This window comes from Streptomyces sp. NPDC058534, from assembly GCF_042717365.1.
In the GTDB taxonomy this organism is placed as follows: Bacteria; Actinomycetota; Actinomycetes; order Streptomycetales; family Streptomycetaceae; genus Streptomyces.
The window spans coordinates 60,832-72,578 of sequence record NZ_JBHXNW010000034.1; the positions used below are offsets into that span (position 1 = coordinate 60,832).

Annotated in this window: 7 protein-coding genes and 1 pseudogene; 5 read left to right on the forward strand and 3 right to left on the reverse strand. The window is 73.6% G+C overall.

What is annotated here, in order from left to right:
- Positions 1-91: 91 nt before the first annotated feature.
- The gene (locus tag ACFWR9_RS21710) at positions 92-1,447 is read right to left on the reverse strand and encodes an endo-1,4-beta-xylanase (protein WP_383844663.1); all 1,356 of its coding nucleotides are present in this window, start codon (positions 1,445-1,447) and stop codon (positions 92-94) included.
- Between the two features lie 241 nt (positions 1,448-1,688).
- On the opposite strand from ACFWR9_RS21710, the pseudogene ACFWR9_RS21715 reads away from it, so the two are divergent.
- The 3 genes and pseudogenes from ACFWR9_RS21715 (at position 1,689) to ACFWR9_RS21725 (ending at position 8,056) form a co-directional block, all read left to right on the forward strand.
- Positions 1,689-4,243 (forward strand): annotated as a pseudogene (locus ACFWR9_RS21715) (SpoIIE family protein phosphatase).
- A 241-nt stretch (positions 4,244-4,484) separates the two neighbouring features.
- Complete coding sequence (locus ACFWR9_RS21720) at positions 4,485-7,079, forward strand: SpoIIE family protein phosphatase (RefSeq protein ID WP_383844666.1); 2,595 nt, start codon at positions 4,485-4,487, stop codon at positions 7,077-7,079.
- Positions 7,080-7,213: 134 nt separating this feature from the next.
- Positions 7,214-8,056: a chitosanase gene (locus tag ACFWR9_RS21725; RefSeq protein WP_383844669.1), complete on the forward strand. Its 843-nt coding sequence runs from the start codon at positions 7,214-7,216 to the stop codon at positions 8,054-8,056.
- Between the two features lie 72 nt (positions 8,057-8,128).
- Here the strand turns inward: ACFWR9_RS21725 and ACFWR9_RS21730 are convergent, their stop codons facing one another.
- Entirely contained in the window at positions 8,129-8,302 is a 174-nt protein-coding gene (locus ACFWR9_RS21730) for a CsbD family protein (protein WP_383844672.1), read from the reverse strand.
- 152 nt (positions 8,303-8,454) lie between these two features.
- Here ACFWR9_RS21730 and ACFWR9_RS21735 point away from each other — a divergent pair, with 152 nt between their 5' ends.
- Complete coding sequence (locus ACFWR9_RS21735) at positions 8,455-8,604, forward strand: hypothetical protein (protein ID WP_185832574.1); 150 nt, start codon at positions 8,455-8,457, stop codon at positions 8,602-8,604.
- Positions 8,605-8,638: 34 nt separating this feature from the next.
- Here ACFWR9_RS21735 and ACFWR9_RS21740 read toward each other — a convergent pair whose 3' ends face one another.
- Complete coding sequence (locus ACFWR9_RS21740) at positions 8,639-10,108, reverse strand: MFS transporter (RefSeq protein WP_383844675.1); 1,470 nt, start codon at positions 10,106-10,108, stop codon at positions 8,639-8,641.
- 218 nt (positions 10,109-10,326) lie between these two features.
- On the opposite strand from ACFWR9_RS21740, the gene ACFWR9_RS21745 reads away from it, so the two are divergent.
- Positions 10,327-11,691: an FAD-dependent oxidoreductase gene (locus tag ACFWR9_RS21745; protein WP_383844678.1), complete on the forward strand. Its 1,365-nt coding sequence runs from the start codon at positions 10,327-10,329 to the stop codon at positions 11,689-11,691.
- Positions 11,692-11,747: the final 56 nt, after the last annotated feature.

The following is an 11,747-nucleotide window of genomic DNA, read 5'->3' on the forward strand; positions in this document are numbered from 1 at the left end:
GGGTGTGTCGGTCTGGCGCGGCGTGCCGGCCGCGCGCGCCCGGGGGCGGGGCGGCCGCGGGGGGCCCCCCCCCCCCCCCCCCCCGGACCGGTCAGGAGGCGGTGCAGCCGCCGACCGTGGGCGCGGCGCCGCTGCCGTTCTTCGCCACGGTGAATCCGAAGCTGGTCGACGCGCCGGCCGCCAGGGTGCCGTTCCAACTCGGCCGGACCGTCATGACGTTGCCCGCCCAGGTGGGCGTGCCGTTCCAGAGGGACGAGACGGACTGCGGCGCGGGCAGGGTGACCGTCGCGGTCCAGGAGCTGATCGGATCGTCGCCGGCGGTGATGGTGACCTGGCCGTTGTAGCCGCTGCTCCAGTCCGCGGTCCTGGTGTAGGCGGCCGTACAACTCGCCGTGGGGTCGCCCGGGTCACCGGGGTCACCCGGGTCGCCCGAGCCGCCGAGTGCGGTCAGGACGGCGTCGTAGGCGGGCTTCTCCCGGTAGTCGCCGTCGAAGAGCAGCGGGGTGCCGCCGCTGCGCCACGAGTACTTGTCGGTGACGCCCCAGACGGTGATGCCGGTGCAGCGGTCGACCGCGAGGCAGGCCTCGACCACCTTGGTGTAGTTGGCGGCCTGGGCGGCTCCGGAGCCCTCGATGTCGAGTTCCGTGATCTGCACGTCGACGCCGAGGTCGGCGAAGCGCTGGAGGTTCTGGCGGTAGTCGGCGGGGACCGGGGAGGCGCTGTTGAAGTGGGACTGGAAGCCGACGCAGTCGATGGGCACACCGCGGGACTTGAAGTCCTTCACCATGGCGTAGACGGCATTGCTCTTCGCGTTGACGCCGTCGGTGTTGTAGTCGTTGTAGCAGAGCTTGGCGGCCGGGTCGGCGGCGCGGGCGGTGCGGAACGCCTCCTCGATGAAGCCGTCGCCGAGCCTGTCCTGGAAGGGCGAGCTGCGCCGGGCGCCGCTGCCGCCGTCCTGGAACGCCTCGTTGACGACGTCCCAGCTGTGGATCTCGCCCTTGTAGTGGCCCATCAGGCCGTTGATGTGGCCGTTCATCGCGGTGCGCAGGTCGGCGACGCCCAGTGCGCCCACCCAGGACGGCAACTGCGAGTGCCAGACGAGGGTGTGGCCGCGCACGTCCATGCCCCGGCTCCGGGCGTGGTCCACGACCCGGTCGGCGGCGCCGAAGGTGAAGGTGCCGCGACTGGGTTCGGTGGCGTCCCACTTCATCTCGTTCTCGGGCGTCGCGGAGGTGAACTCGCGGTCCAGCGTGGCGACGTAGTCGGCCTCGCCGAGGTGGTTCGCGGCGACGGCGGTGCCGAAGTAGCGGCCCTGGCCGGCCGCCGCGGACCCGAGCGTGTCGGCGGCGGCTTCGGCTTCGGCGGTGTGGCCCGCGGTCGTCAGCGCGGCCACGGTCACGAGGGCGGCGGTGGCCGTTCTTGCCAGGTGCCTCATAGGCATGGTCATGTCATCCCGTTCCTTGAATCGGTGTGCGGGGGCCGTTCGGAAGGGCGGAGACTATGGATCACAGATCGTCGAAACTTTCGGAGTGATTTCCGAATGTCGCGGAGGAGGTTACGGATTCCCGTCCGCGAGGTCAACGCCCGGCACGGTCACCCGTGCGGACCGACCACGTGCGCGACCCGGGTGCGGTGGCGCATTCTTGCTGTGCCGCCCCGCGCGGCGGCGCACGGACGAGGTGGGGCCGGTGAGTGCAGGCGCCGAGGAAGCGGACCGGACGCCCGGACGGCTGACTGCGCTGCTGATCGACGCCTGCGTCCGGACGATCGACGCGGCCGGCGGCCGGGTGGGCGGGATCTACCTGCGCTCCGGCACGCCCGGCCTGCTGCGGCTGGCCGTGCTCGCCGGACTGCCCGGGCCGTTGTTCCGGCCCTGGTGGCGCCTGCACGCCGACAGCCCGTTCCCGGTCGCCGACGCCTACCGGCTGGGTGTCCGCGTCGTGCTGCCCAACGCCGCGGAGACCATGCGCCGCTACCCGCAGTTCGCGGCCGGCCTGCCGTTCCCGTTCGGGTCGCTGTACGTGCCCGTCGCCGGGGCGAGGCGGGCGTACGGCGTCCTGACCGTCCTGCGCCCCGCCGCCTCGGACGCCGCCGAGGTGCTGGAGGGCGCCGACCGGATGGCGGGGCTGGCGCAGGACCTGGGCGCGGCCCTGGAGCGGCTGGACGAGGACCGTGCCGCGCCCCCGGTCCTCTGGGAGGGTGAACCGCTGTGCGTCCGGCCGCCCCCCGCCGGACGGCACCCGCAGCACGCCGGAAGTTTCGCCTGGGATCCGGTCACCGGCGCCGTCACCCTCGACGAACCGCTGTGCGTCCTGCTCGGCATGCCGGCGGGCGCCGCCGGACCCACCACCGCGCTCGGGTCGCTCACCGCCGTCCTGGCCCCCGACGACGGCCACCGGCTCGCCGCGGCCCTGCGGGAGACCGCCGCGGGCCGGCCGCCGCGGCTGCCCCTGCTACGTGCGCGCGGCGGACGGGGCGCTGCGCCTGGTCGAGCTGTGGCGGCCGCAGGCGGCCCGGGCCGACGGCGTGACCGTACGGGGAGCGGTCCGCGATCCCTTCGCCGGCACCGTGGCCGACGCCGCCGCCGACCTGCTGCCGGAGGGCGTGTTCTGCGTGGACCGGCTGGGCACGCTCGTCTACGCCAATCCGCGCGCCGCCCAGCTGCTGGGCCGGCCGCGCGCGGGGCTGCTCGGCCGCTCGCTGTGGGAGGCGGTTCCCTGGCTGGACCAGGCCGCCTACGGGGACCATCTGCGCGGCGCGCTGCTCTCCCCCGACCCGGTCCGCTTCCATGTCCGTCGCCCGCCCGACGCCGGCCGCCGGAGCGCACCGCAGCCCTTCGAGGGCGACTGGCTGGCCGTCTCCGTCCACCCCGGCCCGGACCTCCTCACGGGCACGCTCCGGCCCGCCAACCGGGTGGCCGACGCGTCGGCCGGCCTCACCCCCGAGCACGGGGTGCCCGAGGCGGAGCCCGAGGCCGGCGCCCCCGCCCCGCCGATCGCCTCCACGGCGGCCGAGTACCGGCCGATCGTGCTGGCCGTCGCGCTGACCGAGGCGGTCACCGCACGCCAGGTGTCGGCCGTGGTCGTGCGGGAGCTGCTGTCCGCCTTCGGCGGCCGCCCGCTCGCCATCTACCTGCTCCAGGACCGCCATCTGTACCTGGCCTGGGAGACGGGTTTCCCGCCGGGCTTCCTCGCGCCCTTCGAGGGCGTCGCGGTGGACGCCCGGCTGCCCGGCGTCGAGACGCTGACCAGCGGCCGGCCGCTCTTCTTCGACTCCATGCAGGACCTGGCCGCCGCGTACCCGGGCATCCCGCTGGACGCCACGGAGAGCGCCCGCGCCTTCCTGCCACTGATCGCCTCCGGACGCCCGGTCGGCTCCTGCATCCTCGGCTTCGACCGCGCACGCGGCTTCAGCACCGAGGAACGCACGGTGCTCACCGCGCTCGCCGGGCTGATCGCCCACGCCATGGAGAAGGCCCGGCGCTACGAGTCCGAGATCGCGCTGGCCCGGGGCCTCCAGGGAGTGCTGCTGCCCCGCCGGCTGCCCGCCCATCCCCTGCTGGAGACCGCCGGACGCTATCTGCCGGGCACCGAGGGCATGGAGGTCGGCGGCGACTGGTACGACGTCGTCGCCTCCGGTAACCGCATGGCCCTGGTCATCGGCGATGTGCAGGGACACGGCGTGCAGGCCGCGGCCACGATGGGGCAACTGCGCAGCGCCGTGCGCGCCTTCGCCCTCGGCGACCGTCCGCCCGACGAGGTGATGAGCGGCGTCAACCACCTGCTGGCCGACCTGGACCCGGGCCTGTTCGCGAGCTGCTGCTACATCCGCCTCGACCCGGCCACCGGACGCGCCCTCGCCTCCCGCGCGGGCCACCCGCCGCCGCTCCTGCGCCACCCGGACGGACGCACCGAGGCCCTGGACCTGCCCGGTGGGGTGGTGCTCGGCGTGGACCCCGGCGCGCCCTATCCGCTGACCGAGTTCCGCGCCGAGCCGGGTGCCGTCCTCGCTCTCAACACGGACGGGCTGGTGGAGCGGCCCGGCAGCGACATCGACGACGGCATCACCGCCCTGCCGGCTCGCCCTGGCCAGGGCGGGAGCGCCCGCCGCGCGGCCCGGCAGCCGTGCGCTGGCGGGCGTCGCGGACCGGCTCATCGTGACCTCCCGCCACACGACGGACCGCGCCGACGACATCGCCCTGCTGCTCGCCACCCGCCGTCCCCGCCCCGGGAGCCCCCGATGACCGCACCCACGGCCCCCGGTCCGGCGGACCCCGCCACCGCAGGGGGTGCCCCTCGCCTCACGGAGCCCGGCAGTGTAGACATGGGCACATGGTCCGACTGAGGGGTCGATCGGGAGAACGGTCACCCCGTCGTCCCAGCGGCCCGCTCGCCCGACACCGGAGGGACGCGGACCCGACACGGCGGGGAACGGACGCGGGGCGGCGTCACTCGGCACTGCGCCGGGCGCTGTCCGGACGCAGCGTGGCCGCCCAGGTCTTCGTCATGAACGTGGTCATCGTGCTGCTGCTGGTGGTGGCCGCGGCGGTGGCGCTGGTGCTCCAGGTACGGCACGACAGCACCGTCGAGGCCCGCAACCGGTCCGTCGCGGTGGCCGCGACGTTCGCCAACTCCCCCGGCATCCGCGCGGCGCTGCGCGCCCCCGACCCCACGGCGGTGCTCCAGCCCCGGGCCGAGGCGGCGCGCAAGGCGACCGGGGTGGACTTCGTGGTCGTCACCGACACAGACGGCATCCGCTACACCCATCCCAAGCCCGACCGCATCGGCAGGGAGTTCGTGGGGAACATCGCCCCCGCGCTGGCCGGGGAGACGGTGACCGAGGAGGTCGAGGGGACCATCGGCCCGCTGGTCCAGGCCATCGTGCCGGTCAAGGCGCCCGACGGCACGGTCATCGGCCTGGTCTCGGCCGGCATCACCACGGAGAACGTCGGCGGCGCCGCCGAACGGCAGCTGCCGCTGGTGCTGATCGTGGCGGCGGTCGGACTGGCCGTGGCGACGGCGGGTACGGCGCTCGTCAGCCGGCGGCTGCTGCGCCAGACCCACGGCCTGGGACCGCGCGAGATGACCCGGATGTACGAACATCACGACGCGGTGCTGCACAGCGTCCGCGAGGGCGTGCTCATCGTCGGCCCGAAGGGCGGGCTGCTGCTCGCCAACGACGAGGGCGAGCGCCTGCTCAACCTGCCCGCCGACGCCGAGGGACGGCACGTCCTCGACCTCGGTCTGCCGGCCGACACCGCGGAGCTGCTGGCCTCCGGACGGGTCGCGACCGACGAGGTGCACCTGGTCAAGGACCGGCTGCTGGCGGTCAACCAGCGCCCCACGGACGTCCGGGGCGGCCCGGCGGGCAGCGTCGCCACCCTCCGCGACTCCACGGAGCTGCGGGCCCTGTCCGGCCGCGCCGAGACCGCGCGGGAACGCCTCGACATGCTGTACGACGCGGGCGTGGGCATCGGCACCAGCCTGGACGTCACGCGCACCGCCGAGGAGCTGGCGGAGCTGGCCGTGCCCCGGTTCGCGGACTACGTCAGCGTGGACCTGTTCGACGCGGTGCTGGCGGGCGGCCAGCCGGAGGGCGTGACATCGCTGCGCCGCACCGCGCTCAGCGGCGTACCCGAGGGGGTCCCGCTGTACCCGGTGGGCCGGCAGCTGCGCTACGTGGACTCCTCCCCGCAGGGCCGGACGCTGAACACCGGCACGCCGGTACTGGAACCCCGCCTCGACGTGGCACCCGGCTGGCAGGCGCAGGACCTCGAACGCACCGCGCAGGTCCTGGAGTACGGCATCCACTCGCTGATCACCGTACCGCTGCGCGCGGGCACGCTGGTGCTCGGGGTGGTCAGTTTCTGGCGTTCCGAGACGCCCGAGCCCTTCGACGAGGACGAACTGGCCCTCGCCGAGGAACTGGTCGCGCGGGCCGCGGTATCCATCGACAACGCCCGCCGCTACACGCGCGAGCACAGCATGGCGGTGACCCTCCAGCGCAGTCTGCTGCCCCGCCGGATGCCGGACCAGAACGCCCTGGACGTCGCCTACCGGTACCTGCCCGCGCAGGCGGGGGTGGGCGGCGACTGGTTCGACGTACTGCCCCTGTCGGGCGCCCGGGTGGCGCTGGTGGTCGGCGACGTCGTCGGGCACGGGCTGCACGCCGCGGCCACCATGGGGCGGCTGAGGACGGCGGTGCACAACTTCAGCGCCCTCGACCTGCCGCCCGACGAACTGCTCGGCCTGCTGGACGAGCTGGTCGGCCGCATCGACCAGGACGAGCAGACCGACGACGGCACCGCCCCGGTCACCGGCGCGACCTGCCTCTACGCGATCTACGACCCGGTGGCCGGCACCTGTGTGATGGCCCGGGCGGGCCATCCGCCGCCCGCGCTGATCCGGCCCGACGGCAGCGTGGAGTTCCCCGAGGTGTCCGCCGGTCCCCCGCTGGGGCTGGGCGGCCTGCCCTTCGAGACGACCGAGCTGCGGCTGGCGGAAGGCAGCCGGCTGGTGCTGTACACCGACGGTCTGGTGGAGGACCGGGAGCACGACATCGACGTCGGTCTGGAACACCTGCGCCGGGCGCTGGAGACGGCCGGCGAGACGCCCGAGGAGACCTGCCGGACCGTCCTGGACGCCCGGCTCCCGGACCGGCCGGGCGATGACATCGCCCTGCTCGTGGCCCGTACCCGCACCCTCGGACCCGACCACGTCGCCGAGTGGCAGGTGCCGTCCGACCCGGCGGCGGTCGGCGAGGTGCGCTCCCAGGTCACCCGTCGGCTCGCGGAGTGGGGGCTGGACGGCCTGGCGTTCGCCACGGAGCTGATCCTGAGCGAGCTGGTCACCAACGCGATCCGGTACGGCGGTGAGACCGTCCATGTCCGGATGCTGCGCGACCGCAGCCTGGTCTGCGAGGTGTTCGACAGCAGCAGCACCTCGCCCCACCTGCGCTACGCGGCCATGACCGACGAGGGCGGGCGCGGACTGTTCCTGGTCGCGCAGCTCGCCGAGCGCTGGGGCACCCGCTACACGCCGGCCGGCAAGGTCATCTGGGCGGAGCAGCCGATGCCGTGACCGTGGCGGGCGTCGCCGCCCTCGGTCCGTACCGATTTCGTGCCTGACGGGTGCCCAGCACGCCGCACGTCTGATAGGAAACTTTCCTATCAGTGCCCGCACACTCCCAACCCCCACCACCGTCTGGAGATTCCGTGAGGCACCCCTTCAGCGACCCCGCGCCCCGCGCGGGCCTCTCGCGCCGTACCGTGCTCGCCATGGCATGCGCGTCCCTGGCGACCGTCCCCCTGCTCACCCCCTCGCGAGCCACGGCGGCGTCCGTGCGCGCGGCGGGGCTCGACGACCCGGCGAAGAAGGAGATCGCCATGCAGCTGGTGTCGAGCGCGGAGAACTCCTCGCTCGACTGGAAGGCGCAGTACCGGTACATCGAGGACATCGGCGACGGCCGCGGCTACACCGCGGGCATCATCGGCTTCTGCTCCGGCACCGGCGACATGCTCGACCTGGTGGAGCTGTACAGCGACCGCAGCCCCGGCAACGTGCTCGCCCGCTATCTGCCGGCGCTGCGCCGGGTCGACGGCTCCGACTCGCACGAGGGTCTGGACCCCCGTTATCCCGACGACTGGCGCCGGGCCGCGGGCGACCTCGAGTTCCGCCGCGCGCAGGACGACGAGCGCGACCGTGTCTACTTCGGCCCGGCCGTGCGCCAGGGCAAGGGGGACGGGCTGCGCACGCTGGGTCAGTTCGCGTACTACGACGCGATCGTCATGCACGGCGGCGGCGGTGACCGCCTGAGCTTCGGCAGCATCCGCGAGCGCGCCCTGGGCCGGGCCCGGCCGCCGGCCCAGGGCGGCGACGAGGTCACCTACCTGCACGCCTTCCTCGACGAGCGGGTGTGGGCGATGAAGCAGGAGGAGGCGCACAGCGACACCAGCCGGGTCGACACGGCGCAGCGCGTCTTCCTGAACGAGAGGAACCTGGAGCTCGACCCGCCGCTGGACTGGAAGGTGTACGGGGACAGCTACCACATCGGCTGAGGCCGACGCCGGCCGCGGAACCGGCCGTATGCCGGACTCCGCGGCCCGCGCCGCAGGGGATGCGCCCCGGTGTCAGTGCCGGAAGGTGTCCTTACCCTTCTCCTTGGCCTGCCGCGCGTCACCCTTGGACTGCTCGGCGCGGCCTTCGGCCGTCATCCTCTCGTTGCCGACGGCCCGGCCGAACGCTTCCTTGGCCTTTCCCTTGGCCTGCTCCATCTTGGCCTTGGACTTCTGGTTGCCGGCCACAGTGACTCACCTCTCGGCGTTCGTTTGCGATGGTCTGCCCTGCGGGTGCCCACTGGGGCGGCGCCAAACGTGCGCGCCGGCACAGGGGTGTTCGCGGGTCCCCGGGGTAGAGGACGGACAGAGCAGGAACGTCGTCGACTCGGAGGAACGTCATGGCCGGAATCCTGGACCGGATCAAGCGGTTCGCGCGCAGCCCGCAGGGGCGCAGGGCGACCGAGCAGGTGCGCCGCGCGGCCGCGGACCCGCGCCGCCGCGCGCAGGCCCAGCAGATGCTGCGGAGGTTCGGCAGCAAGCGGCGCTGACCGCGTCCGCCGGAAGTCCGGATGGCGGGGCCGGTCAGCCCTGACCGGCGTGGGTGTGGCTGTGGGATGCCTCGGGCGGGCAGCCCGGCTCCTCGACCGGGCGGTCCCGGCGCCAGTCGCGGACCGCGACGGTCAGCGCGCACAGCATCGCGGCGACGCCGCACCCCACCGACAGGGCCACCGCCTCCTGGTAGTCCTCGTGGGTGGCGTTCAGCGTCAAATAGAACAGGCCGGGAAGCGCGGCGGTGCCCACGGCGCCGCCGAGCCGCTGCCCCGTCTGGAGGGCGCCCCCCGCGGCACCGGCCATCCGCACGGGGACGTCGCGCAGCGTCATCGTGATGTTCGGCGAGATCACACAGCCGCTGCCGAGACCGCCGAGCAACAGGGCCGGCACCGCGTACCAGGCGGCCCGGTCGGCGGGCGCGAGCCAGAGCAGCAGGGCGGTCGCGCCCAGGCCCGCCATGACGGCGACGAGTCCCCAGACCGTCAGCAGCCGTCCCAGCCGCTCGACCAGCCGGCCCGCCACGGCCGCGGCGGCGGCCGACCCCACGGCGAACGGGGTGACCGCAAGGCCGGACATCAGGGGCGAGTAGCCCAGGCCGTTCTGGAAGAAGAGCGCGAACACCAGCCACACTCCGCTGAACCCGACGAAGTACAGGGCGGCCAGGCCCGCGCCGGTGGCGTAGCCGCGGGTCTCGGTGAGCAGGCCAGGTTCCAGCAGCGGCTGCCCGCCGCGGCGGGCGATCCGGCGCTCCCAGCACGCGAAGGCGACCAGGACGGCGGCTCCCGCCGGGAACAGCCACCACACCCTGGCCAGGCCGCCGGACTCGGCGAGGACCAGCGGCAGCATCAGGGCGAGGATCCCGGTACCGAGGAGCGCCACGCCCACCGGGTCCAGCCGTCCGGGGCCGCCGGGGGCCACCCGGGGCAGCAGGCGGAAGCCGAGCACCAGCGCGACCACGCCGACCGGCACGTTCACGTAGAAGATCCACCGCCAGCCCTCGGGGCCGGCCAGGGCCAGGATCACTCCGCCGACGACCGGTCCCACGGCGCTGGAGACACCGACGGTGGCGCCGAAGAGCCCGAAGGCGCGTCCGCGTTCCGCGCCCTGGAAGAGCTGCTGGATCAGCGCCGAGTTCTGCGGGGCGAGGCTGCCCGCGGCGACCCCCTGGAAGATCCGGGCGAGCACCAGCAGCCCGATGCCGGGGGCGGCCCCGGCCGCGGCGCTGAAGAGCACGAAGGCGGCCAGGGCGCCCAGGAAGACGCGGCGCCTGCCGAACGCGTCGCCGATCCGGCCGGCCGTCACCAGGGTCAGGGCGAAGGCGAGCGCGTAGCCGGAGACGACCCACTGCACTTCCGCCGCCGAGGCGTGCAGCCCCTGCTGCATGGACGGCAGGGCGACGGCGACGATCGTCACGTCCAGCAGCGTCATGAAACCGGCGACCAGCGTGACCCAGAGGGCTCGCCACCGGTTCGGATCCGAGCTGCCGTCCGGACGCTGCACGCGGACTCCCCTCGTGAGGCGGCACGGGGCGCGATCACCGGCGCCCCACGCATGCGTCACCCGTGACGGGGGGTTCAAACCCGGGTGCAAAGCCCGGCCATGAGATCCCATAAGCTGCTCTTATGGGCTCATAGGCCGGACCCGCGTACCGACTTAGGCTTGCCTTAGCTTAGGCTTCCCGGAGAGTCGATCTGTTACCGCTCGAAGGGAACCTGAACATGCCCCGCCCTCTGCGGGTAGCCATCGTCGGATCCGGCCCCGCCGGAATCTACGCCGCCGACGCTCTGCTCAAGTCCGAGGTGGCCGCCGACCCCGGCGTTTCCATCGACATCTTCGAGCGCATGCCCGCCCCGTTCGGACTCATCCGTTACGGCGTCGCGCCCGACCACCCGCGGATCAAGGGCATCATCACCGCCCTGCACCAGGTGCTCGACAAGCCGCAGATCCGTCTCTTCGGCAACGTGAACTACCCGAGCGACGTCAGCCTGGACGATCTGCGCGCCTTCTACGACGGTGTGATCTTCGCCACGGGTGCCACGGCCGACCGTGACCTGTCGGTCCCCGGCCACGACCTCGACGGCTCCTACGGCGCCGCCGACTTCGTCGCCTGGTACGACGGCCACCCCGACTACCCGCGCACCTGGCCGCTGGAGGCGGAGAAGGTCGCCGTCCTCGGTGTCGGCAACGTCGCCCTGGACATCGCGCGCGTCCTGGCCAAGACCGCGGACGAGCTGCTGCCGACCGAGATCCCGCAGAACGTCCACGAGGGTCTGAAGGCCAACAAGGCGCTGGAGGTCCACGTCTTCGGCCGCCGCGGCCCGGCGCAGGCGAAGTTCAGCCCGTTGGAGCTGCGGGAGCTGGACCACTCCCCCAACATCGAGGTCATCGTCGACCCCGAGGACATCGACTACGACGACGGCTCGATCGCGACCCGGCGCGGCAACAAGCAGGCCGACATGGTCGCCAAGACCCTGGAGAACTGGGCGATCCGCGACGTCGGGGACCGGCCGCACAAGCTGTTCCTGCACTTCTTCGAGTCCCCCTCCGAGATCCTCGGCGAGGACGGCAGGGTCGTCGGCCTGCGCACCGAGCGCACCGCGCTGGACGGCACCGGCAACGTCAAGGGCACCGGCGAGTTCAAGGACTGGGACGTCCAGGCGGTCTACCGGGCGGTCGGCTACCTGTCCGACCAACTGCCCAAGCTGCCCTGGGACATCGACTCCGGCACGGTCCCGGACCAGGGCGGCCGAGTCGTCCAGGAGTCCGGCGAGCACCTGCAGTCGACGTATGTCACCGGCTGGATCCGGCGCGGCCCGGTCGGCCTCATCGGCCACACCAAGGGCGACGCCAACGAGACGGTGTCCAACCTGCTGGACGACTACGCGAACGGCCGTCTCCAGACGCCCGCCTCGCCCGCCCCGGAGGCCGTGGACGCCTTCCTGGCCGAGCGGAACGTCCGCTTCACCACCTGGGACGGCTGGTACCGCCTGGACGCCGCGGAGAAGGCGCTGGGCGTGCCGTTCGGGCGCGAGCGCGTGAAGCTCGTCGAGCGCGAGGACATGCTCCGCGAGAGCGGCGCCTGATCCGTCGTGCCCGGGCCGCTTCGGCCCGGCCGCGGGCCCGGCGGGGAGTCTCCCGC